The sequence below is a fragment of the Sorangium sp. So ce302 genome (assembly GCF_051530145.1).
Classification (GTDB): domain Bacteria; phylum Myxococcota_A; class Polyangia; order Polyangiales; family Polyangiaceae; genus Sorangium; species Sorangium cellulosum_B.
The window spans coordinates 938,266-961,241 of sequence record NZ_CP150326.1 but is presented as its reverse complement, the minus strand read 5'-3'; the positions used below and the strand labels follow the sequence as shown (position 1 = coordinate 961,241).

16 protein-coding genes are annotated in these 22,976 nt (G+C 71.0%); 10 read left to right on the top strand and 6 right to left on the bottom strand.

The features are described from left to right. Positions 1 to 103: 103 nt before the first annotated feature. The 4 genes from WME73_RS03615 to WME73_RS03600 all read right to left on the bottom strand — a co-directional run bounded on the left by WME73_RS03615 (position 104) and on the right by WME73_RS03600 (position 4,227). Positions 104 to 1,393: a cytochrome P450 gene (locus WME73_RS03615; protein ID WP_437744167.1), complete on the bottom strand. Its 1,290-nt coding sequence runs from the start codon at positions 1,391 to 1,393 to the stop codon at positions 104 to 106. Between the two features lie 172 nt (positions 1,394 to 1,565). Continuing rightward, entirely contained in the window at positions 1,566 to 2,258 is a 693-nt protein-coding gene (locus tag WME73_RS03610) for an ROK family protein (protein ID WP_437531806.1), read from the bottom strand. 248 nt (positions 2,259 to 2,506) lie between these two features. Next, entirely contained in the window at positions 2,507 to 3,604 is a 1,098-nt protein-coding gene (locus tag WME73_RS03605; RefSeq protein ID WP_437914730.1) for a pectin acetylesterase-family hydrolase, read from the bottom strand. An 86-nt stretch (positions 3,605 to 3,690) separates the two neighbouring features. Then, positions 3,691 to 4,227 carry a hypothetical protein gene (locus WME73_RS03600; RefSeq protein ID WP_437744165.1) on the bottom strand — a complete coding sequence of 179 codons (537 nt, stop codon included), beginning with the start codon at positions 4,225 to 4,227 and terminating at the stop codon, positions 3,691 to 3,693. A 419-nt stretch (positions 4,228 to 4,646) separates the two neighbouring features. Between WME73_RS03600 and WME73_RS03595 the strand changes: the two genes are divergently transcribed. From WME73_RS03595 to WME73_RS03570, 6 genes are all read left to right on the top strand, one after another. Further along, positions 4,647 to 5,588, top strand: a complete 942-nt coding sequence (locus WME73_RS03595; protein ID WP_437744164.1) for an aldo/keto reductase — start codon at positions 4,647 to 4,649, stop codon at positions 5,586 to 5,588. 5 nt (positions 5,589 to 5,593) lie between these two features. Further along, complete coding sequence (locus WME73_RS03590; RefSeq protein ID WP_437744163.1) at positions 5,594 to 6,427, top strand: 3'(2'),5'-bisphosphate nucleotidase CysQ family protein; 834 nt, start codon at positions 5,594 to 5,596, stop codon at positions 6,425 to 6,427. 6 nt (positions 6,428 to 6,433) lie between these two features. Next, positions 6,434 to 7,582, top strand: coding sequence for an NAD(P)/FAD-dependent oxidoreductase (locus tag WME73_RS03585; RefSeq protein WP_437744162.1), 1,149 nt, complete (start codon positions 6,434 to 6,436; stop codon positions 7,580 to 7,582). Between the two features lie 110 nt (positions 7,583 to 7,692). Continuing rightward, entirely contained in the window at positions 7,693 to 8,535 is an 843-nt protein-coding gene (locus WME73_RS03580) for an SDR family NAD(P)-dependent oxidoreductase (protein ID WP_437744161.1), read from the top strand. Positions 8,536 to 8,756: 221 nt separating this feature from the next. Then, positions 8,757 to 10,514 carry a hypothetical protein gene (locus WME73_RS03575; protein WP_437914729.1) on the top strand — a complete coding sequence of 586 codons (1,758 nt, stop codon included), beginning with the start codon at positions 8,757 to 8,759 and terminating at the stop codon, positions 10,512 to 10,514. A 262-nt stretch (positions 10,515 to 10,776) separates the two neighbouring features. Next, positions 10,777 to 12,723, top strand: coding sequence for a sigma 54-interacting transcriptional regulator (locus WME73_RS03570; RefSeq protein WP_437864576.1), 1,947 nt, complete (start codon positions 10,777 to 10,779; stop codon positions 12,721 to 12,723). Positions 12,724 to 13,081: 358 nt separating this feature from the next. On the opposite strand, the gene rsgA is transcribed toward WME73_RS03570, so the two are convergent. Beyond that, positions 13,082 to 14,146 carry a ribosome small subunit-dependent GTPase A gene (gene rsgA / locus WME73_RS03565; RefSeq protein ID WP_437914728.1) on the bottom strand — a complete coding sequence of 355 codons (1,065 nt, stop codon included), beginning with the start codon at positions 14,144 to 14,146 and terminating at the stop codon, positions 13,082 to 13,084. 833 nt (positions 14,147 to 14,979) lie between these two features. Here rsgA and uvrB point away from each other — a divergent pair. The 4 genes from uvrB (at position 14,980) to WME73_RS03545 (ending at position 22,180) form a co-directional block, all read left to right on the top strand. After that, positions 14,980 to 17,139: an excinuclease ABC subunit UvrB gene (uvrB, locus tag WME73_RS03560; protein WP_437744157.1), complete on the top strand. Its 2,160-nt coding sequence runs from the start codon at positions 14,980 to 14,982 to the stop codon at positions 17,137 to 17,139. A gap of 417 nt (positions 17,140 to 17,556) precedes the next feature. Further along, positions 17,557 to 18,741 carry a phosphoserine phosphatase SerB gene (gene serB, locus WME73_RS03555; RefSeq protein WP_012233298.1) on the top strand — a complete coding sequence of 395 codons (1,185 nt, stop codon included), beginning with the start codon at positions 17,557 to 17,559 and terminating at the stop codon, positions 18,739 to 18,741. Positions 18,742 to 19,034: 293 nt separating this feature from the next. Further along, positions 19,035 to 20,054, top strand: coding sequence for a LacI family DNA-binding transcriptional regulator (locus WME73_RS03550; protein WP_437549493.1), 1,020 nt, complete (start codon positions 19,035 to 19,037; stop codon positions 20,052 to 20,054). Positions 20,055 to 20,242: 188 nt separating this feature from the next. Then, positions 20,243 to 22,180 carry a glycoside hydrolase 5 family protein gene (locus tag WME73_RS03545; RefSeq protein WP_437914727.1) on the top strand — a complete coding sequence of 646 codons (1,938 nt, stop codon included), beginning with the start codon at positions 20,243 to 20,245 and terminating at the stop codon, positions 22,178 to 22,180. 23 nt (positions 22,181 to 22,203) lie between these two features. Here WME73_RS03545 and WME73_RS03540 read toward each other — a convergent pair whose 3' ends face one another. Beyond that, positions 22,204 to 22,887 (bottom strand): extensin-like domain-containing protein, encoded by a 684-nt coding sequence (locus WME73_RS03540; protein WP_437744155.1) that lies wholly within the window; start codon positions 22,885 to 22,887, stop codon positions 22,204 to 22,206. Positions 22,888 to 22,976 lie beyond the last annotated feature (89 nt).

The following is a 22,976-nucleotide window of genomic DNA, read 5'->3' as shown; positions in this document are numbered from 1 at the left end:
GGGCCCTTCCCCCTCGCCCCCGCGCGCCCCCTCCCCTCTCCCCGGCGGCTCCATAGTGGAGCTGGCGGGTTGGGGAACGAGGGTCCGGAGTTGGACAGGGAGGTCAGGAGGCAGAGCTCTGCGGGCCTAGCTCTATCGGGAGGGCGGTGAGGCCGCGCATGCCGGGGTTCATCCGCCAGGTCAGCGGCCCAGGGGAGAGCTCGGCGTCGGGGAAACGGCGCAGGAACGTGGAGATGGCAGCCTGGGCCTCGACGCGGGCGAGCGCGGAGCCGGCACAGTAATGAACGCCCACGCCGAGCGAGATGTGACGGATGTCGGTGCGGCGGAAGTCGAGCTTGTCGGGGTCGGGGAACTGCGCGGGATCGCGGTTCGCCGCGCCGAGCACCAGGAAGGCGCGATCACCCTTCGGGATCCGCACGCCGTCGAGCTCGATGTCCTCGAGCGCGACGCGGCTCATCCACTGCACCGGAGAGTCGTATCGGAGCAGCTCCTCCACCGCCGGGCCGATCAGCGACGGGGTACCGCGCAGCGCTTCGCGCTCGGAACGGTGGAGAAGGAGCGCGAGCAGGCCATTGCCGATGAGGTTCTTCGTCGTCTCGTGGCCGCCGAAGAGCAGCATGCAACACGTCGAGAGCAGCTCCTGCTCGCCGAGGATCATGCCCTGCTCCTCCGCGAGGATGAGCTGGCTGAGCAGGTCGTTGCCGGGGCTCTGCCGCCGGGCCGCGATCACGCCGCGGAAATAGTCCTCCAGCTCGGCCACGGCGCTCAGCGCGCCCCCCGCGATCTCCAGCGTCGGCCGGCCCGCGCCAAGGAAGCCGCTGAGCGCGTTGGACCAGCCCTTCAGCCGGTGCCGGTCCTCGGCGGGTACACCGAGCACCTCGCCGATCACGAGCAGCGGCAAGAGGTCGCCGAGATCGCGGAGGACATCCATCCGGCCCGCCGGGGCGACCGCGTCGAGCAGCTCGTTGACCAGCGTCTCCACACGGGAGCGCAACCCCTCGACGAGCCGCGGCACGAACGCCTTGTTGATCAGCGAGCGGATGCGCGTGTGCTCCGGCGGATCGAGCAGCAGAGCCCACGACGCCAGGTTGCGGCGCAAGGGCTCCAGCCGCTGCCGCACCTCGTCAGGCAGCTTCGTCACGAAGGCGCTGGAGCGCTTCGCCGACAGGCGCGGGTCACGGAAGCCCGCCGCAACCTGGTCGTAGCGGGTGACGAGCCAGCCGTTGTAAGCCGCGCTGAAGTACACGGGCGCTTCCTGGCGCAACCTGGCGTACACGGGGTACGGGTTCGCGAGGGTCTCCGGCGACTGGAGGCGAAACGGATCGAGATCAGCGTCCGCCGCTGGATTGGCCGCGGGCGGTGCGTCGGGCTTCGGTGCGTCGGGCGAGTTCATCGGGTCAGGGTACGACGGTCACGCCCGCTTGGGAACCGGCGCGACCCACGCCCGCGCAGGCCCGCCCCAGGGTCGGCGCGTCGTCTCAGGCGACAAGGCGGCCAGGCGAGAAGGCCGCGCGGGCGAGGGGACCGGCCTCCCCGCCAGCGCACGGGCGCGCGGCCGCGCTGGGCTAGGCCCAGAGCTTGATTCCGCCGAGCAGGCCAGCGACGTTGTCCACCACGACGACGTTCTCGGGCAGCCGCGAGGCATCGAGCAGGCGCGCGTTGCCGCCGCCGAGGTAGAGCTTGCGGTAATTGAAGATCGGCTCGACCTGCTCGATCATCTTGCGCACGCGCTTGTTCCAGCGCTTCGGGCCGATGCGCTTGCACTCGGCGTCGAACACGCGGTCCTCGTACTTCAGGTCCCTCTTTCCGTACGGATGGTGCCCGAGCTCGAGGTTCGGCACGTAGCGGCCGTCGATGTACAGCGCGCATCCGAGCCCCGTGCCGAAGGTGAGCACCATCTCGAGCCCCTTGCCCTCGATGACGGCGAGCCCCTGGATGCCCGCGTCGTTGGCGACGCGGACAGGCTTGCCGAGGCGGCGCTCGACGGCCTCGCCGAGCGGGTAGCCCTTCCACTTCTCGTTGTCGAGGTGCGGCGCCGTCTTGGTCACGTTCTCCATCACCACCCCGGGGAAGCCGATCGAGACGCGATCGAACTCCCCCTGCGCCCGGGCGATCTCCTCGATGAGGTCGAGGATGGGGTCCGGCGAGGCCGGCTGGGGCGTCGGCACGCGCACGGGATCCGTCATCGGAGTCCCCTGCTCGTCGAGGATGGTGGCCTTGATCCCCGTTCCGCCGATATCGATACAAAGCGTGCGCATGGATCCCTCTGTCTCCCCCCCGGAGCTCTTCCTCCGGGGCCGCCGCGGATGCGCCCACGCGCCCGCGTTCGCGGCGGACATAATCTAGAGCTCTGGCTGCGCGTCAACTGGCGCCGCGACGGCGCACGCCTGAGCGGGCGACCACGCCCCCTGCGCCCGCCCTCGCGCGCACACTCCGCCCGACGCCGACCAGCGCGCACCCCGCCCCTCGGTGCCAGGCCGCCGCGCCGCCCGCCCCCGGGCGACGCTCAAGGCGAGCCGCAAGCGTCGCACGCGACGCTCGGCGGCGGCGCACCGTTCGCGAGCCCGTCGAGCCATTGCACGAGGCGCGCTCCGCGCGACTCGAGGGTGTAAAATTCCGGCCGCCAGAGGATGCAGTGCGCGGAGCCGGCGGCAAGGAACGACCTGAAGTTCGGCGTCGACGCCTCGATTTCGGCGATCTCTGCCCTCATGGCGTCTGACCACGCCTGGGCGTCGCCGCCGCCCATCGCGTTGAAGAAGAAGACCTGGTCCTCATCATAGGCGGTGTTGTACTGCGACAGGCGCATGTCGGGGTAATGGGCGCCGATCTTCTCGTAGAGCACCGACAGCCGCGCGAGCTCGGCCGGGTCGAGGCCAGGTATCCATGTGGGATAAGCGCCCTCGGGCTTCCAGGAAGGAAGGCTGTCCCTGAAGAACGTCTCCGTGATGATCCCTGCCCCGCTGTCTGCGAACTCGATGACCGACGCGCTCTTGTAGTGCTCTCGCAGGTGCGCGGACCAGAGGATGGCGCCATACGCGCCCGCGCTGCAGCCCGTCACGAAGATCTTCTCTGGCGCGGGGACGTTCTCGTAGATCCAGCCGAGCGCCGCGCGGACGTTGACGGCGCCCTTGTGCTGGATGGTGACGGCCTGGCTCCCCTCCCCATACGTGGCCACGTTGTCGCCCCAGTGGACGTCCCCGGTGCAATAGGGGATGTACACATGGTGCCACTCCTTGAAGGGGTTGTCCGGGTTCTCATGATCGTAGATCCCGGTCGTCAGGGCGTCCTCGCCGACCGTCTCCTGGAAGAGCGCTCCCGCGAACGAGCACGTGGTCGCGTCCCAGCACGCGCCGCCGCCGCGGAACTCGACGATGAGGCGATTGACGGTGCCCGGACGGACGAAGTACTTGAAAGGATCACCGCGCGAGCACGTCGTCTCGCCGCCCGGCTCGATGGAGCTCCAGCCGGACGGCAGGCTCAGGATCCCGCCCCGCGGCTCGCTGCTCAGGTCTTCGTGCTCGGCGGACGTGCCGCCACAGCCGAGGACGGCGAGCGGGCAGAGCAGGAGTTGAGCCGGAAGGGGCAAAACGATCTTGAATCGCATGGAGGGCAGAGAATACCACTCCATGACGCGCGGGCATCACCCGCCGGTGACGGCCCGCTCGGCGCCCGTTCGGCGGTGCCGTCGCGTCATGGCACAGGGGCGTGCTCTGCCCACAGCTGCGCCGCGGCCTCGCCTACAGCGCGGCGGATCGACCCCTCGTCGAGGCGGGCGCGGTCGCGCGGCGCGAGGGCGGCGCAGATGCCGAGCGCGACGAGGTAGAGGGCGCCGATGAGGCCGATCCAGCGCAGGCCGGACGCCCCCAGGCGCGAGATGATCTCGATGGGCACGATCTGCGCGCGGATCTGGACGGTCCCGATCACGAGCACGGCGCGGTCTCCCTCCTGGAGCTCGATGTCGGCCGGGCCCGTCAAGAGGCGCGCGAGCCCGTCCGCGCCGTGAAGGCGCGCCCGCGTCCGCCGCGGGACGTGCAGCACGTAGCGGGCGCCGATCACCTCCGCGATGACCGGGGCCGCTCTGTCGAGCTCCCCCGACGGCACGCGCACGATGGACGCGGGCGTGTCGCCGATGTGCGCGCGCCCCTCCGCGAGCACGTGGCGGACGCCGAGCACGTCTTTGCCTCGGACGGCGACGAGCTCCAGCGCGCGCCGCGCAGAGGAGCTCACCGCGGGCGGCCGCGACCTCCGGTCGCGGATGGGTTCGGCCGCCGACGCCTCATTAGGCCCTTTCGCCATACTCTCCAGCCCCCTTCGTCGGCCATCGGCAGGGCTCGACTCGACATGTCACCTGAAGACCCTGCCCCCCGCGGCGCCGCCCCGCGCGCTTCCGCATCACTCCCCTTCCCTGGCTCTCTGGCATGGAGCGTTCCGTGGCCGAGCGCGCAGGGACGTGGCGGCCCGACGACCCGCGCCGGCGCGTGAGGCTCCGGAGGACGCGCCCTGCCACCGCGCGCCGAGGCGCGACGGGGGACGCCCGCCCCGGGGCAGCTCCGCCGCTCCGAGAGGGCGCGCGACGCGGCGCGCCGTGCCCGGAGCTCCGCCCCTATTTCGTGGCGCCCTCCCGGCGCTGGTGTAGATCGCCGCCCGTGAGGAAGCGCCCCCTCGGCAAGACGACCCTTCAGGTCTCGGAGCTCGCCCTAGGCACCTGGGGACTCTCCGGCGACGGCTACGGTCCCGTCGCCGACGTCGAGATCGATCGCGTCATCGATCGCGCGCTCGCGGTCGGCATCGACCTCTTCGACACCGCCGACGTCTACGGCCGCGGCGAGATGGAGCGCTGCCTCGGCAGGCGGCTCCAGGGCGCCGGCACGACGTTCGTCGTCACCAAGATCGGCACCGTTCGCGACGGCGATCCCCCGACGAAGCGGTTCGACCCGGCCCACCTCCGCACCGCGTTCGAGCGGTCGCAGGAGCGCCTCGCCCGCGAGGTGGTCGACGTCGTCCTGCTCCACAACCCCACCGTGGCCGCGATGCAATCGAAGGAGGCCCTCGCCTTCCTGAAGGAGCTCAAGCAGGCCGGGAAGATCCGCGCCTACGGCGTGAGCGCCGGCTCCGCGGACGTCGCCCGCTCCGCGCTGCGCGACGAGGTCGACGTCATCGAGATCGCCTATAACGCCTTCTTCCCCGGCGACCTCCACGACGTCGCCAGCGACGTCTCCGAGTCCGGCGCGGGCGTCCTCGCCCGATCGGTGCTCGCGCACGGGCTGCTCGCCGGCCAGTGGAGCCCCGAGCGCGAGTTCTACCTCGACGATCACCGCTACCAGCGGTGGACCCGCGACGAGCTCAAGACCCGCATCCGCCAGCTCGACGCGCTCAGGCCGCTGGTCTCGGGCGCCGTCACCTCGCTCCGCTCGGCGGCCCTGCGCTTCGTCCTCGCGAACCGCGTCGTCTCGTCCGCCGTGCTCGGCCCCCGCTCGGTCGCCCAGCTCGACCAGCTCGTCCGCGAGGCCGGCATGCCGCCCTACCTCCAGGACACGGCGCTCACGGAGCTCTCCGCGCGCCTCAAGCAGGCCGGGATCGAGGTGTGAGCAGGATGGACCAGAACGACAGGGAGCTCGACGAGATCGTCCGCATCGCGCGCGCCGCGGCGGCGATCGTGATGGACGTGTACGCGACGCCGTTCGCCGTCGAGATGAAGGGCCCCGGCGACCCGGTGACCCGCGCCGACCGCGAGGCGAACGCGCTCATCTGCAGCGCGCTCGAGGCCGCGTTCCCCGGCGAGGCGATCCTCGCCGAGGAGAGCGTCCCGACCGGCGACGAGCTCGCCTCGCGCCTGCGGAAGGAGCGGGTGTTCTTCGTCGACCCGCTCGACGGCACGCGGGAGTTCGCGGACAGGAACGGCGAGTTCGCCGTGATGATCGGGCTCGCGGACCGCGGCCGCGCGGCGCTGGGCGTCGTGGTGATGCCCACGACGGGCGAGGCGCTGGCCGGTCGCGCCGGCGAGGGCGGCGCCGCCTTCCTCGAGGCGAGGGACGGCAGCCGCAGGCCGCTCCGGGTCTCGGCCGTGAGCGCTCCGGCCGACGCGACGCTCATCGTCTCGCGCTCGCACCGGCCGAAGGAGCTCGAGCCGCTCCTCGCGCGGCTCGGCATCTCGAAGGTCGTCCCCTGCGGCTCGGTCGGCGTGAAGATCGCCCGGATCGCGACCGGCGAGGTCGACCTCTACGTGCACGGCGGCGGCGGCGCCAAGCTCTGGGACAGCTGCGCGCCCGAGGCCGTGCTCCTCGGGGGGGGCGGCAGCTTCACCGATCTCTCGGGCGCGCCCATCGACTACAACGGCCCCGGGCTCAAGCTCGGCCGCGGCATCATCGCCTCGAACGGCGCCCTCCAGGCCGCCGTCGTCGCCGCGGCGAGGTCGGAGCTCGGCTGAGGCGCGATGCGGGGGCAGGCCGAGATCGTCATCATCGGCGCGGGGATCATGGGCCTCGCGATCGCGTACAACCTCGCGCGGCACCACGGCATCACCGACATCGTCGTCGTCGACCGGAGCTACCTCTGCGGCGGCGCCAGCGGGCGCAACGGCGGCGGGGTCCGGGCGCAGTTCTCGAGCGAGGGCAACATCCGGCTCATGCAGGAGAGCATCCGCATCTGCCGGGATTTCGCCCGCGAGATGAAGATCAACATCTGGTTCCGGCAGGGCGGCTACCTCTTCCTCGTGCGCAGCGAGGCGGGCCGCCGGACGCTCGAGAAGAGCGTCGCCGTGCAGAACGCGTGCGGCCTCGGGACGCGGATGCTCACCGCCAACGAGGCGCGCGCGATCGTGCCGCAGCTCTCGACCGACGGTGTCGTGGCGGCGAGCTACAACCCCGACGACGGCGTCGTGTTCCCCTGGCCGTTCGTCTGGGGCTACGCCGAGCGCGCGCAGAAGCTCGGCGTCGACATCGCCACCTTCACGAACGTCCTCGGCTTCCGCACGCAGGGCGCGCGGATCGACGCGGTGGTCACCGATCGCGGCGAGATCCGGACGAACAAGGTCGTCAACGCGGCCGGCGCGTGGAGCCCCGAGATCGCGCGCATGCTCGGCGTGGAGCTGCCCAACCACCCGCACCGCCACGAGATCTGCTCGACCGAGCCGCTCAAGCCCTGGCTCGGCCCGCTCGTCGCGGATCTCTCGAACGGCCTCTATTTTTCCCAGTCGATGCGCGGCGAGATCGTGGGCGGCATCTCCAACGAGGACGTCCCCGACGGCCTCGACATGGGGTCGAGCCACAAGTTCCTCTCCCTGTACGCGCGGGCGCTCGTCGCCGCGTGCCCCCTCCTCGGCAGCGTGAAGGTGCTGCGGCAGTGGGCCGGCTGTTACGACCTCACCCCGGATCAGAACCCGATCGTGGGCGGGGTCGACGAGGTCGAGCACTTCTACCAGGCCTCCGGGTTCATGGGGCACGGCTTCATGATCGCGCCCGTCATGGGCAAGCTCCTCGCGCAGCACATCGCCGAGGGCGCCTCCCTCCCCCTGTTCGATCGCTGGAACCTGCGGCGCTTCAGGGAGGGCCGGCTCCTCAGCGAGGCGATGATCATCGGCTGAGCGCCTGCCCTGACGGCGCGGCGGCGGCGGCGCTTCGACGCGCCGCACGCGCCGCGCGCCCCGCGCTCCCCCGCCGCGTCGCGCTTCGCCTATACTCGCGCCCCTTCGTCATGGGTCACCTCGTCCTCGTCACCGGCTCCTCGAGCGGCATCGGCCTCGCGACCGCGGTCGCGTGCGCGGCCGCGGGCCACCGGGTCATCGCCACGATGCGCCGCCCCGAGAAGGCCGGCGCGCTCCTCGCCGCCGCCGGCGCGCGGGGCGTCACGCTCGAGATCGAGCAGCTCGACGTCGCCGCGGCGAGCGCGCCCGACAGGGTCGGGGAGATCCTTCGGAAGCACGGCCCCGCTTACGCCCTCGTCAACAACGCCGGCATCGCGGTCGGCGGCGCCTTCGAGGAGCAGGCGGACGGCGACGTCCGGGCGCAGTTCGAGACCAACGTCTTCGGGCTGATGGCCGTGACGCGCGCGGTGCTCCCGGCGATGCGCGGCGCGGGGCGCGGCCGCATCGTCAACGTCTCGAGCCTCTCCGGGCTCGTCGGCCTCCCCGGCGTGAGCGCCTACGCGGCCACGAAGCACGCCGTCGAGGGCTTCAGCGAGGCGCTGCGCTGGGAGGTCGCCCCGTTCGGCGTCCATGTCTGCCTCGTCGAGCCCGGCACCTTCAAGACCGAAATTTTCTACGAAAACCAGCGGCGCGGCGCCCACGTCTCGCTCGAAGGCCCTTACGGCGCGATGACCAGGGCGATCGAGCAGATCGTCCTGAAGGACGCCGCCAAGGCGTCGCCGCCCACCCCGGTCGCGGCGGCGATCCTCCGCCTCATCGACGACGCATCGCCGCCTTTCAGGACCCTCGTCGGCCGGGACGCACGGGCGCTCGTCGCGCTGCGCCGTGTCATCCCCGACCGCCTCTTCGCCACGGGGATCCGCCGGCTCGTCTCGGCGCCGCGCTCGCGTTGACACGTTCTCTGGCGGCGAATAGCGTCGGCTTCGCCGTTTCCAATGGCGGAGCGGCGCCACGTCGTGGCCGAAGGGGGGCCGCGCCCCCTGCCGCGCGCTGTTTTTGTCCGCTTTCGTCCCCTCAGGCTAACGAAGGCTAGCCGCTGACCGCCTCTCCTGAAGCGCACCGTGCGACGGCGAGGTCAGGCCGGCAGCATCACCGAGGTCCCGGAGGAAACACCATGTCCCGCTCAGCACGCAGCATCCTGCCGCTCCTTCGCTCGCTCCTCCTGGGGGCCGCCACCGCGTCGTCGATGGCGCTCTCCGCAGGGGTCATCGTCGGATGTGGCGACGAGAACGACCCCGAGACGCACGTCAAGCGGCTCGACGACCCGGCCACGCTCACCGCCTCCGTCAACCGGCTCGTCCAGTTCTTCGAAGACGCGATGACGCGTGACAACAAGGACCGGACCGGCCCGACCGTGAAGCCGCTCCTCGACAAGATCATCGAGCCGATGACGCAGAAGTGCGTGGCCGGCGATCTCGACGAGCGCACGAACTCGAAGCTCATCAAGTTCATCTCCGACACGAGGGACCCGCGCGGCGAGGCCTGCCTCATCAAGGCGCTCAAGGACTACAAGCCCGAGTCCACCGAGGAGGACGTCCGCTGGGCCGTGCGCGGCCTCGGCGCGATGAAGTCGGAGAAGGCCGCCGAGCCGCTCATGGCCGTCTTCTCGAAGCTCCAGCACGGCAAGCCCAAGGGCTCGACGATCTCGCGCGACGTGCACGACGCGATGGTCGACATCAACAGCAAGTCCTGGGAAGACGGGCTCATCACGATGATCGGGCGCCCGATCAACGACCCGAAGGACGTCAGCACGATGCGGAACGAGCTGTTCTGGCAGATCACCGCCGCGGAGCTGCTCGGGTGGCAGCGCAGCGAGAAGGCGGTCGTGCCGCTGCTCAAGGTGGTGCTGTCGCCGTTCAAGGCGGACGCGGCCACGACGGCCATCCTGGCGCTCACGAAGATCGGCAAGCCCGCGATCCAGCCGACGATCGCGCTGCTCCAGGGCGACCAGAAGGAGCTCGTCGAGTACTCGAAGGTCGAGAACCTGAAGGGCGCCGGCGGCGACAAGGCGAACGCGGAGCAGAAGAAAGCCGCGGAGACCGCCCACGTCGCGGCGGCCGCCCTCGTCCTGGCGACGATCGGCCGGCAGGAGTCGTCGCAGCCGCTGCTCGCCGCGCTCGAGAAGGCCGACGACGTGCCGCGCGCCATCATCGCGCGCGAGCTGACCAAGGTGCCGAGGACGCCGGAGACCCTCGCGGCCTTCCAGGCGGCCTACGAGAAGACGCCCGCGGGGCTCGAGATGCCGCCGGCCGGCATCAACGCGCGGGTGATGCTCGCCGAGGCGGCGAGCAACTTCTTCGACGCGAGCCTCGTGCCGTGGCTCGTGAAGACCGGCCTCGAGGCGCGCGGCGAGGAGGACGACGTCGCGCAGATCCGCGACGTCTCGCTGCAGACGGCGCTCAAGCTGATGAAGCCCGACCAGATCGCCGACGTCGATCGGCTCGCGGGCACCCGCACGAGCGGCGGCGGCACGGTCGGCAAGTCGATGGAGAAGGAGATCAAGATCGCGAAGGAGCTGCTCGGGGCCTGCGGCACCAAGCTCGAGTGTTACGTCGGCAAGCTCGGCGATCCGGCGTCGCAGGCGAAGGAGACGCAGTTCCAGGGGATCAAGTCCGCCTACATGGCGGGCGTGCTCGGCACCCCCGAGGTCCGGCAGCAGATCATCAACGCGATGCCGAAGGTCTCGAACGCGGCCGTCCGCTTCGTCTCGGTCTCGGTCATCGACGCCCTCTCGCCGAAGGGCGACGCCGAGGTCGCGACCAAGCTGCAGAAGATCGTCGACGACGGCGAGGCCTCGAAGGATCCCGAGAAGATCGCCGGCAACGCGCCCTTCAAGACGGTCATCTACCGCCTCACCGCCCGCGCGCAGTGACCGCCGCAGCGCCGTGCGCCCCGTCCGCGGTCGGGGCGCACGGGGCGCATGGAGCGCGCAGGCGGGCACATCACCTGGGTCCAGATTTTCCTTGATTGGCGCCACCCGGACGCGATGCTTGCCCGAGCTCGCGCGACGCTCGCGCGAAGCTTGCGCGAAGCTCCACTGACGCGCCTGGCTCCTGATTTTTCCTGGCGTCTCCGCCGTCTTGACGGTTTACTCCGGCCCTTGTCACGGGGTCTTCCCAGCTGAAGAACGAACCATGATCGTGCTCGAGGTAACCCAGGGTCTCGCTGCCGGGCGCACCTTCGAGCTCCAGGGCGAGCTGATCACGCTCGGGCGCTCGTCGGACAACCGCGTCGTCCTCGACGATCGCCACGTCTCCGGGGCGCACGCGCGCATCGTGAGCGGCGCCGACGGGGTGATCCTCGAGGATCTGCGCTCGACGAACGGCACGAGCGTGACGCGGCGGGGCGAGCGGCTGGAGCTCGGCGCGGGGCGCAGCGCGCTCGCCCTCCAGACGGGGGACGTCATCGAGCTCGGCTCCGGGGACGCGGTCACCCGGATGGTGGTGAAGATCCCGGAGGAGGCCGACGACGCGCGGGTCGTCTCGATCCGCCGCCTCGACGAGATCGAGCCTGCCGAGGCGAAGATCGAGCGCGACCCGAGCGCGCTGTCCGCGATGTACGCGGCGCAGAAGCGCATCGGTGCGGCGACCGATCTCGACGAGGTGCTCGCCGAGATCGCCGACGCGGTGCTCGCGCTGGTGCCGAGCTCGACCCACGTCACGGTGGTGCTGCGCGACGACGACCAGGAGCCGGGCGCGGCGCCGGCGGCGTTCGTGCCGGTGCTGACGCGGGTCCGGTCCGCGTCGGGCAAAGGGGGGCCGCCTGCAGGGCCGGTCCCGATCACGCGCAGCGTGTACCGGAAGGTGATCAAGGAGCGGGCGGCCGTGCTCGCCGCCGACGCGCCGATCGAGGTCGGGCAGTCCGAGTCGCTGATGGGCGCCTCGATCCGCAGCACGCTCGCCGTCCCGCTCTGGAAGGGCGAGGAGATCATCGGCGTGCTCCAGGCCGACAACCGGAGCGTGCCCGGGATGCTGAACGCCGGCGACCTGGAGACGCTCCTCGTGCTGGCCGCCAACGCCTCGCTCGCGGTGGCGAACGCCCGGCTCATCAAGCGGCTCGTGCTCGCGGAGGAGCGGCTCCAGAAGGAGAACAGCTTCCTCAAGGGGCGCGAGGAGCGCCGCCGGGGCGGCAGCGGGGGCGCGGTCGACATCATCGGCAACAGCGACGCGATGCGCAAGGTGATCGGGCAGCTCGACAAGGTGGTCGACACGCGCGTCACGGTGCTGATCGAGGGCGAGACGGGCACGGGCAAGGAGCTCATCGCCGCCGCCGTCCACTACCGCTCTCGCCGCCGCGACAAGCTGTTCGTCGCGCAGAACTGCGCGGCGCTGGCCGAGAGCCTCCTGGAGAGCGAGCTCTTCGGGCACAAGAAGGGGTCGTTCACGGGCGCCACCGAGGAGAAGAAGGGGCTGTTCGAGATCGCCGACGGGGGCACGCTCTTCCTCGACGAGATCACCGAGACGCCGCTATCGCTGCAATCGAAGCTCCTCCGGGCGCTCCAGGAGGGCGAGATCCGCCCCGTGGGCGCGACGAGCCCGAAGCACGTCAACGTGCGCATCGTCGCCGCGACGAACCGGAACCTCGAGGACGAGGTGGCCAAGGGGCGGTTCCGCGAGGACCTCTACTACCGCCTCAAGGTCTTCCCGATCCGCCTGCCGCCGCTGCGAGAGCGGCGCGACGACATCTCGCTTCTCGCGGCGCATTTCCTGGAGCGCTACGCGGACGAGATCGGCAAGCCCTGCGGCGGGTTCAGCCAGCAGGCGATGGAGCTCATGATCGCGTACGACTGGCCGGGCAACGTCCGGGAGCTCCAGAACGAGGTGCAGCGGATCGTCATCCAGCTGGAGCCGGGGGCGTTCGGGACGCCGGAGCTGCTCTCGCCGAGGATCCGGCAGGTCGAGGGGCTCATCGCGCGGGCGGGGACGCCGAAGGGGTCGCTCAAGGAGATGATGGACGCGGTCGAGAAGTTCTTCCTCCTGGAAGCGCTGCGCGGGCACAACAACAACAAGACCAACGCGGCCAAGTCGCTCGGGATCACGCGCGAGGGGCTCCACAAGAAGCTCCGGCAATACGGGATCTGACGGGACACGGGACGGAGAGGGCTCTCCAGGACGCGGGGGAGCCCTCGGGAGGGGGTGTCGCGCGCGGGGCCGGCGGGGGGCCCTTCCCACGAACTCGCGCCTTGTGATGGCTATGGCCGGCTGAACGGGGAGGGAGAACCAGGAGCGAGTGGCTTCGATGCGGGCCGGCGCTCGGGTTCGTGGGGCCCTTCCCCCGCCGGCCCCGCGCGCGACACCCCCTCCCGAGGGCCCTTTCCAAGGGATGGGAAAGAGCGGTTACGAAGGTGCGTGCAGGCGGGCGGGGGGAGGATGCGGGGGGATTTGCTGGGGGTGTCTACGCGGCGTGGCGGGGACGCCGGGGGCGGGAGGGCGGCTCTGCTTATCGCTTCGGATTGGCGCGCATCTGCTTCGAGATCTGCTTCCAGCGCCGCTTCTCCTCGATCCTCACGCGCACGTCCTGCTGCCCGGCGAGGTGGCGTCGCTCCGCACCCAGCTTGAGGTAGGCGCCGAGACGCTCGGGATCGAGGTCGCCGTCCTTGATGGCACGGAGCACCGCGCAGCCGGGCTCGCCATCGTGCGCGCAGTCCCGGAAGCGGCAGGCCGCGGCGTGGGCCTCGACGTCGTCGAAGCCGGCCGGGGCGCTGCCGCCCGCAGACCAGACGCCGAGCTCCCGTATGCCCGGCGTGTCGATGAGGAGGCCACCGCCAGGGATCAGGAACAGCTCCCGGTGAGCCGTCGTGTGGCGGCCACGCTCGTCCGAAGCCCGGATCGCGCCCTCGAGCTGGACCTCCGCGCCGAGCAGGCGATTGCTGAGCGCGGACTTCCCCACGCCGGACGAGCCGACGAGGGCGATGGTCTCCCCTGCCCCGATCTCGGCGCGGAGCGCGTCGAGGCCGGCGCCGGAGAGCGCGCTGACGAGCGCGATCGGCGCGGCAGGGGCGACGTCCCGCGCCGCGTCGATGTACCGCGCCGGATCCGGGCAGACATCGGCCTTGTTGAGCACGAGGACCGGGCGAGCACCGCTGTCGAGGACGGCGTCGATGTAGCGCTCGAGGCGGCGCAGGTTGAAGTCGGCGTTCAGCGACGTGACGATGAACACCTTGTCGATGTTGGCCGCGAGCACCTGGGCCTCCACCGTGGGCCCAGCGGCCTTGCGGCGCAGGCACGTGCTCCGCGCGAACGTGTGCACGATGTACGAAGGCCCGGCGCCGTCGCCAGGCCTGAGCCCCACCCAGTCACCGACGGTGGGGAGCGCCGCGCGATCCGCGGCCTCGTGCGCGAGGCGACCGCTGACCACCGCGAGGCGCGGGCCATCCGCGGTCTGAACGTGGTGCCTGGACGCGGAGGCGAGGACGACGCGCGCAGGCTGCACGGCATCCTTGAGACAGGCGAGCTGGCTCGCGAAGAAGGGAGTCCATCCAAGCCCGACCAGATCGGGCTGCATTTCGTGCTGCGAAGACGGATCAACGAGAGAATCGAGGTGAGTTTGCATGACGGACGAGCGCTCCATGGCGTTCGGCCGCGCCCGAGCTTCGGCGCGCGGCGATCGACGGACAGGGCGCGGCGGCGCACAAGCGCGCACGCGCCGGCCATTCCACGCGCGGGGCCGCCGCGGAGCGGAGCTCGTCGATCGATCAGGACGTCACGCCAGAAGGCACGCCCGGCCAGGGCAGATCCCTGGAAGGGGCACGCGCTCAGGGCACACACGCACCCCTCAGGGCACGCGGGCGACGTCGCGGAGACGTGGAGACGAGCTCAGCCGGCCGCGGCGGAAACGACGGCGGCGGCGCAATGGGTGTGCGATGTGTTGGCACTCATGACCTGACCTCCGCGTTCGGCTCACGTCACCACGACGCGACAGCACCTAGAATCCTATGGCCCCGCGCCGACGTCAAGCGCTCTCGGCTCGGCCCGGCCGTATGGCCAGCGAGCACAGCGCGCGCGTACGGAGCGCGCTTCATGCAACGAGCGCGCGGAGCCCGCTCTGGGGGTGCAACGAGCGCGCGGCGAGGTGCGGCGCATGCGGCGAAGCGAGGGCGAGCGTGGGCCGGACGGAGGGGCGCGGGACGTGGGGCGCCCTCGTTCCAGGTGAACGACAGTGGGTCGACAATTTCCGCTCGGCCGATGGTTGCCAATGGTTGCCGATAGTTGGAAGACCGACGAAGCCGGACGAAGCCGGACGAGACCGCGCCTTCCCAGCGAGGCCACCCCGCCCTCCGGCCCTGACGGCCGCGGAGGTTGCGAGGAGCGCCTCGCCGCACTAGGGTCCTCCGCTCCATGCCCACACACTTCGAGCTCGTCTCCGAATTCAAGCCGTGCGGTGACCAGCCTCGCGCGCTCCAGGAGATCTGCTCCGCTTTCGAGCAGGGCGAGGCCTTCCAGGTCCTCCTCGGCGTCACGGGCAGCGGCAAGACGTTCACCGCCGCCAAGGTGATCGAAAAGCTGCAAAAGCCGACCCTCATCATGGCGCCGAACAAGACGCTGGCGGCCCAGCTCTACGGCGAGATGCGGGAGCTCTTCCCCAACAACGCCGTCCACTACTTCGTCAGCTACTACGACTACTACCAGCCCGAAGCCTACGTCCCGACGAGCGACACGTTCATCGAGAAGGACGCGATCATCAACGACGCGATCGACCGCATGCGCCACGCGGCGACGCACGCGCTGCTCTCGCGGCCGGACGTGATCATCGTCGCCTCCGTGAGCTGCATCTACGGCATCGGCTCGGCCGAGAGCTACCACGGGCTCCTGATCAAGCTCGAGCGCGGCACCGAGATCCGCCGCGACGAGCTCCTGCGGCGGCTCGTCGACATCCAGTACACGCGGAACGACGTCGATTTCCACCGCGGGACGTTCCGCGTCCGCGGCGATGTCGTCGAGATCTTCCCGGCCTACGAGGAGGCGCTCGCGATCCGGGTCGAGTTCTTCGGCGACGAGATCGAGGCCATCAAGGAGGTCGACCCTGTCCGCGGCAAGGTGGTGGGCCAGCTCGATCGTTACGCGGTCTTCCCCGGCTCCCACTACGTCACCGAGCAACAGCAGCTCAGGCTCGCGATCCAGGCGATCCGCGAGGAGCTGCGCGAGCGCATCGACTTCTACGACAAGGCCGTGCGCTTCCTCGAGAAGCAGCGTATCGAGCAGCGCACGATGTACGATCTCGAGATGCTGGAGCAGATGGGGTTCTGCAACGGCATCGAGAACTACTCGCGCCACCTCTCGGGCCGGAAGGCCGGCGAGCCCCCGCCGACGCTGATCGACTATTTCCCGAAGGACTTCCTCCTCATCATCGACGAGTCGCACCAGACCGTCCCGCAGGTCGGGGCGATGTACCGGGGCGACCGGGCGCGGAAGGAGACGCTCGTCGAGTACGGGTTCCGGCTCCCCAGCGCGCTCGACAACCGGCCGCTCAAGTTCGAGGAGTTCGAGCAACACTACGCGCAGGTCCTCTTCGTGAGCGCGACGCCCGGCGATTACGAGCTGCAGAAGTCGGCCGGCTCGGTCGTCGAGCAGATCATCCGGCCGACCGGGCTCATCGATCCGCAGATCCACATCCGCCCGGTGTCCGGTCAGGTCGACGACCTGCTCGCGCGCATCCGGGAGCGGGTCGGCCGCGGCGATCGCGTGCTCGTCACGACGTTGACCAAGCGGATGGCCGAGGATCTGACCGAGTACTACACGGAGCTCGGCATCCGGGTCCGCTACCTCCACTCGGACATCGACACGCTCCAGCGCGTGGAGATCCTCCGCGATCTCCGGCGCGGCGAGTTCGACGTCCTGGTCGGCATCAACCTGCTGCGCGAGGGGCTCGATCTCCCCGAGGTGTCGCTGGTCGCCATCCTCGACGCCGACAAGGAGGGCTTCCTCCGGAGCCCGCGCTCGCTCATCCAGACGATCGGCCGCGCCGCCCGCAACGTGCACGGCGAGGTCGTGATGTACGCCGATCGCATCACCGAAGCGATGAAGCGCGCGATGGACGAGACGAACCGGCGGCGCGCGATCCAGGAGGCGTACAACAAGGAGCACGGCATCACGCCGGCCACGGTGAAGAAGGCGATCCTCGACCTGTCGCCCACCTCGGGCACGCGCGACTACTACGCCGTCCCGAAAGGCCCGGCGAAGCCCGCGGCCGAGGCGGCGCGCGCCGCGATGGATCTGGTCGACCAGATCGACGCGCTCCGGCAGGAGATGTTCGCGGCGGCGGAGAACCTCGAGTTCGAGAAGGCGGCGCGGCTGCGCGATCAGCTCCGGCAGCTCAAGGCACAGCAGGGGGACGGGGACGCCGGCGCGGCGCGCGAGGCGGCCGAGGAGAAGCCGGCGCGGGCTGGGCGGCCGGCGAGCCGGCGCGGTCCGGGCGGCAAGGGGGGCGGGCGGCCAGCGGCGGGCGGCAAAGGGGGCGGACGGGCGGCGGCGGGGCGAGGGGGCGGGCGCTACCGATAGCTACGGAGCCCGCGGGGGAGGAGGCTGCGCGCGCGGGGGGGGCGGTGGGCCCTCCCACGAACTCGGGCCTTTTGGGGGGCTGGTGCCGGCTGGACGGGTGAGGGAGGACCGCGCGGAGGTCGCTGCGCTGCGGGCCGGCCCTCGGGTTCGTGGGGCCCGCCCACCGCCCCCCCGCGCGCGCAGCCTCCTCCCCCGCGGGCTCTTTGTGGGGGGATGGGGGGATGGGGGGATGGGGGGATGGGGGGATGGGGAGGCTGCAGGCGCGGCGGGGCATGCGGAGCAGGAGGTCGCCGGGGCGTGGAGCGCGAGGGGGAACGGTGGTTTGGCAAACGCTCTTCCGGTGAAGCATCGTTTTGCTTCGTGCAGCGATCTATCGGCGTCGACCCTGCCGCGCGGCGCTGTTAAGGGGGCTCCGGCATGACAGTCTCGTCCGATCCGATACTCGTCACCGTCACCGGCAGGGACCACCCTGGCATCACCGCTCGACTTACGGGCATCCTCAGCGATATCGGCGCCACGCTGCTCGATATCGAGCAGGTGGTGGTCCACGGAAACCTGAACCTCGCGCTCCTCGCGCTCTTCCCCGAGACACGCAGCGGACTCAAGGAGCTGCTGTTCGCCGCGAAAGAGCTCGGCGTGACGCTCGACTTCAAGCCCCTCGACGGGGGCGCGCCGCGGCGCGCGCCCGGGAGCCGCTACGTGGTGACAGCCATCGGCCGCGAGCTCGGCGCGAAGCCGCTGCACGACGTGGCCTCCACACTCGCAGCCCACGGCGCGAACATCGAGAAGATCGCGCGGCTGTCGGTCGAACGCCTCTCGTCGGTGGAGATCCAGGTGCTGCTCCAGCGCGAAGAGGAGGCCGACGCCCTCAAGCAGGCCCTCCTCGCCCTCGCGACGCAGAACAGCTTCGATCTCGCGCTGCAACGCGAGGGCCTCTTCCGCCGGAGCAAGCGGCTCGTCGTGATGGACATGGACTCGACGCTCATCCGGATCGAGGTGATCGACGAGCTGGCGCGCGCGAAGGGCGTCGCGGAACAGGTGGCGAAGATCACCGAACGCGCGATGCAAGGGGAGATGGATTATGACGAGTCGCTCCGCCAGCGGCTCTCGCTGCTCCGCGGCCTCGACGTCGGCGTGCTGCGGAAGCTCGCCGCAGAGCTCCCCATCACCGAGGGCGCAGAGACGCTCATCCGGGTGCTGAAGCGGCTCGGCTACCGGACCGCGGTGATCTCCGGCGGCTTCTCGATCGCAGCGGAGGCGCTGAAAGCGCGGCTCGGGATCGACTACGCCTACTCGAACGCGCTCGAGGTCGTGAACGGACAGCTGACCGGCCGGGTCACAGGGCCGATCGTCAACGCGCAACGCAAGGCCGAGCTGCTCGAGACCATCGCCCAGGCAGAAGGCGTGTTGCTCGATCAGACCATCGCCGTGGGCGACGGCGCCAACGACCTCCTGATGCTGCAAAGGGCCGGCCTCGGCGTCGCGTTCCGCGCAAAGCCCAAGCTGCGAGAGGCCGCCGACACGTCCCTCTCCGCAAGCGGCCTCGACGCCATCCTCTTCCTGCTCGGCATCACCGAACGCGAGCTCCTCGAGGTGGCGTGAGCAGCGCGACACGGCCCGTCCGCCCAGCAACGGAGTCCCACGGGACGCAGCGCCGCGCTTGACAGCGGCGCGCTGACCGGGCCCCCGCGGCCGTCCGGCGCGGCGCCTGGCCCGCCTCGCCTGGCCAGGCGACGGTGTGGGAGGGGCTGCGCTGGGCTCGTCGCTGGCTCGCGGCGCTCGGCCCTGCGCGGCGTTCGGCTCGCCAGCGGGCCGTCGTGCTATCCAACCGGGGCCATGCGGCAGAGCGGGTTCACACGGCAGGCGCGCTCCGTCGCCTGGAGCGGAGGTGATGCGTGAAGCGTCCGACGATCACGGACATCGCGTGGCGGGCGGGGGTATCCAAAGGAGCGGTGTCGTATGCGCTGAACGGCAGGCCCGGCGTGTCGGAGCCGACGCGCGAGCGGATCCTGGCCATCGCGGCGGAGCTGGGCTGGCAGCCGAGCAACGCGGCGCGGGCGCTCTCCGACGGCCGCGCCGGCGCCGTCGGCCTGGTCATCGATCGGCCCGCGCACATGCTCGGCATCGAGCCGTTCTTCATGCAGCTCATCTCCGGCATCGAGGCGGAGCTGTCCGAGAAGGCCGAGGCGCTGCTGCTCAAGGTCACGGAGGATCGCGTGGCCGAGGTGGAGACCTACCGCCGCTGGTGGGCCGAGCGGCGGGTCGACGGGGTGATCCTCGTCGACCTCTGCGACGACGATCCGCGCGTGAAGCTCATCGAGGAGCTGAAGCTCCCGGCGGTGGTGATCGGCGGGCCGGCGGGCAAGGGGCAGCTGCCCGGGGTGTGGAGCGACGACGCGAGCGCCATGCGGGCCGTCGTCGACTACCTGGCCGCGCTGGGCCACCGGTCGATCGCGCGGGTCGCCGGCCCGGCCGAGTTCGTGCACACCGCGGTCCGGACCAAGGCGTTCACCGCGGCCGCGCGCCAGCGGCGCCTGGATCGGGTGCAGACGGTCCACGCCGACTACACGGGCGAGGCAGGCGGCCAGGCCACACGGCGGCTCCTGGCCGAGGCCTCGCCGCCGACGGCCATCGTGTTCGACAACGACGTGATGGCCGTGGCCGCGCTCGCGGTCGCCCACGAGATGCGCGTCCCCGTGCCGGAGCGCCTCTCGATCGTGGCCTGGGACGACTCGGCGCTGTGCCAGCTCGTCCACCCCGCCCTGACCGCGGTGCGCCGCAACATCGCCGAGCACGGCTCCCGCGCCGCCGCGCTGCTCCTCCGCCTCGTCGCAGGAGAGCCGGTAACCGACGACGAGTGCAGCGCGCCGACGCTCGCGACGCGGGGCAGCACCGCCCCGCCCCCCCGCGCATGAGCCGGCCTGGCCCGAGCGAGGGCCCGGCCCCCCGCACGGACGCATAGACTGAACCGATTAAGTGACGTAAGCTGAACCGATTAAGTCACCTGCCCGCCGCTCGCGCCTCGAGCGCGCGGCCCGCGCCGCGAGCACGGGGACGGACGGTGTTCGAGAGCGCCGCTCTGCATGACCAGGACGTGAGGACTATGCACCGCAATTTCGCCAAAGTCGCAGTTCGTCAACAGGCGGTCGCCTGGCTGGGGGCCAATTTCTGGTCGCGGCGCGGCGGCCCGCTCATGTGGCAGAGTTATGATCCGTTCGTGGTCCGCGAGGAGCTCCGGGTGCTCGCCGATCACGGCCTGACCATGACCCGGTCGTTCTTCTACTGGCCGCACTTCATGCCGGAGCCGGACCGGATCGACGAGGACTGCGTCGCGCGTTATGCCGATTTCCTCGAGGCGCACGTCGAGGCGGGCCTCACGACGATCCCGACCCTCCTCGTCGGCCACATGTCCGGCGAGAACTGGGACCCGGCGTGGCGGCGCGGGCGGGACCTCTACGGCGACGTGTGGATGGTGGCCCGGCAGGCCTGGTTCGCCGAGCAGATGGCCCGGCGCTTCGCGGGGCACCGGGCGGTGACGGGCTGGCTCGTCTCCAACGAGATGCCGATCTACGGCGAGCGCGAGCGCTCGATCCGCGAGAACGTCACGAGCTGGGCGAGCCTGGTCCTGCAGGCGCTGCGGGCCGGCGGGGCGAGCCAGCCGATCTCGATCGGCGACGGCGCGTGGGGCATCGAGGTCACGGGGAACGACAATGGGTTCTCCGTCCGCGATCTCGGCGCGCTCGTCGACTTCCTCGGCCCGCACGTGTACCGGATGGAGAACGACCTGACGCGCCAGCACTACGGCGCGGCGTTCGTCTGCGAGCTCACGGGCTTTCTCGGCAAGCCCGTCGTGCTGGAGGAGTTCGGCGTCTCGTCGGCTTTCGCGTCCGACGAGAACGCCGCGCACTACTACCGGCAGGTCCTCCACAACACGCTGCTCGCCGGCGCCACCGGGTGGATCGGCTGGAACAACACCGATTTCGATCTCATCGACCAGGATCCCTACAGGCACCACCCCTTCGAGCTCCACTTCGGGCTGACGACCGTCGATGGCCGTCCCAAGCCGCAGCTCGAGGAGATGGCCCGCTTCGCGAAGGTGCTCTCCGACATCGACGTCCTCGGCTGTGAGCGCGAGCCGGCCGACGCGGCGCTGATCGTCCCGTCGTATCTGGAAGGCGCGTTCCCGTTCACGGAGGCCGAGGACCGCAGCTACCTGTTCACGATGCTGCGGCAGGCCTACATCGCGGCGAAGGAGGCGGACCTGCCGGTCGGGCTGACGCGGGAGCGGGACGGGATCGCGGAGGACTGCCGGCTTTACCTGCTGCCGTCGGCCAAGCAGCTGACCGCGCCCACATGGCACCTCCTGGAGCGGCTTTCGTCCGCCGGCGCGGTCGTCTACGCGTCGTACTGCCACGGCACGCACGGGTCGCAGCGCGGGCCGTGGTACGCGCACCTCAACGCGATGTTCGGCGTCGAGCACCAGCTGCGCTACGGGATGATCGATCCGATCGAGGACGATTGCGCGAAGCTCACCTTCGAATGCGAGTTCGGCACGATCGCGGCGGGCACGACGCTCACGTTCCCGGTCTCCGGCACCGAGCACAGCCGCGCTTACCTGCCCGTGCGCCCGAGGGGCGCGGAGGTCGTCGCGGTCGACCAGCGCGGCCGGCCGGCGCTGCTGCGGCGCAAGATCGGGAGCGGCAGCGTCGTGCTCTGCACGTATCCGATCGAGCACTTCGCCGCGGCGACCCCGCGGATCAACCCGGAGCCGACCTACAAGATCTACGACGCGCTCGCCGAGCTCGCCGGCGTGAAGCGACCGGTCACGGTGGACGACCCGCGCGTCGCGGCGGACACGCTGCGCCACCGGGATGGCCGCCGCTTCGTGTTCCTTGTCAGCCAGGCGGATCAGCCGCTCTCGGTGAAGCCCGCCGCGGCCTCGGGGCACCTGACCGAGCTGGGCGGCAAGTCCCCGGTCCACGCCGTGGAGCTCGCGCCGTACGACGTGCGGATCCTCGAGCTGCGGCCGGGGCCGCGGTAAGCGCGGGGCCGCCGGCCGTCTCCTCAGTACCAGCGCGGCGTGCCGCAATCGATGTGCAGGTGGTCCCGGTGGCTCGCGTCGAAGTCCGGGCCGAGGACGCGCGCGGCTGCCCCCTCGGCGCGGAGCCGGCGGGCCACGCCCCGGAGGAAGCGGCCCTCACGGGTGCTCGGGTCGTCTCCGTGGAGCACGTAATCGCGGAGCACGCTGATCGCGCGGCCGCGCTTCGGCGAGAAGCGCGCGATATCGAATGCATTGCCGAACGAGTGCTCGCTCAGCCCCTCGCTCCACGGGCGCATCCTGCCGACCACTTCGCGGCAGGCATAGCTCCCCAGGGTGTTGATGCGGACGATCTGCGAGCTCAGGTGCGCCTCGGCCTCTTCCTGGATCACGCGCTCCATATCGCCCAGCCGGAGGGCGAGCGAGCAATCGACTTGCAGCGGCGGCGAGTAAACGATGCCGGTCGGCCCGCGGCTCAGCAGCACGCCGTGGGGGATGCCACACCCCTTCTTGTTGGGCTTCACGGTGTCCGGCAGCGACTGGAACCGCGCCCCCGCAACCTTGAGGGCATCGCGGCAATCCGCCCCCGCGGCCGCGGCGATGTGGTTCCACTGGCGCTGCGCCCGCGGAGGCCGCTCGCGGAGGCCGGCCGCGTCGGCGAGGTGCTCGATCCAGGGGCCGGCCCATCCCGGTGATGTCGGCGGCGTCACGGGTGGTCCTGCGGCACCGGTGGGCGCTGCTTCCGCGGAGACCGGCGCGCCCCCGGCCTCAACCGGTGCTGCTCCAGCGACTCCAGCGA

Coding starts and splice junctions, on each gene's coding strand:
- WME73_RS03615 (WP_437744167.1), bottom strand. CDS start 1,393: ATGAACTCGCCCGACGCACCGAAGCCCGACGCACCGCCCGCGGCCAAT.
- WME73_RS03610 (WP_437531806.1), bottom strand. CDS start 2,258: ATGCGCACGCTTTGTATCGATATCGGCGGAACGGGGATCAAGGCCACC.
- WME73_RS03605 (WP_437914730.1), bottom strand. CDS start 3,604: ATGCGATTCAAGATCGTTTTGCCCCTTCCGGCTCAACTCCTGCTCTGC.
- WME73_RS03590 (WP_437744163.1), top strand. CDS start 5,594: ATGGACCAGAACGACAGGGAGCTCGACGAGATCGTCCGCATCGCGCGC.
- WME73_RS03585 (WP_437744162.1), top strand. CDS start 6,434: ATGCGGGGGCAGGCCGAGATCGTCATCATCGGCGCGGGGATCATGGGC.
- WME73_RS03580 (WP_437744161.1), top strand. CDS start 7,693: ATGGGTCACCTCGTCCTCGTCACCGGCTCCTCGAGCGGCATCGGCCTC.
- WME73_RS03575 (WP_437914729.1), top strand. CDS start 8,757: ATGTCCCGCTCAGCACGCAGCATCCTGCCGCTCCTTCGCTCGCTCCTC.
- WME73_RS03570 (WP_437864576.1), top strand. CDS start 10,777: ATGATCGTGCTCGAGGTAACCCAGGGTCTCGCTGCCGGGCGCACCTTC.
- rsgA (WP_437914728.1), bottom strand. CDS start 14,146: ATGCAGCCCGATCTGGTCGGGCTTGGATGGACTCCCTTCTTCGCGAGC.
- uvrB (WP_437744157.1), top strand. CDS start 14,980: ATGCCCACACACTTCGAGCTCGTCTCCGAATTCAAGCCGTGCGGTGAC.
- serB (WP_012233298.1), top strand. CDS start 17,557: ATGACAGTCTCGTCCGATCCGATACTCGTCACCGTCACCGGCAGGGAC.
- WME73_RS03545 (WP_437914727.1), top strand. CDS start 20,243: ATGCACCGCAATTTCGCCAAAGTCGCAGTTCGTCAACAGGCGGTCGCC.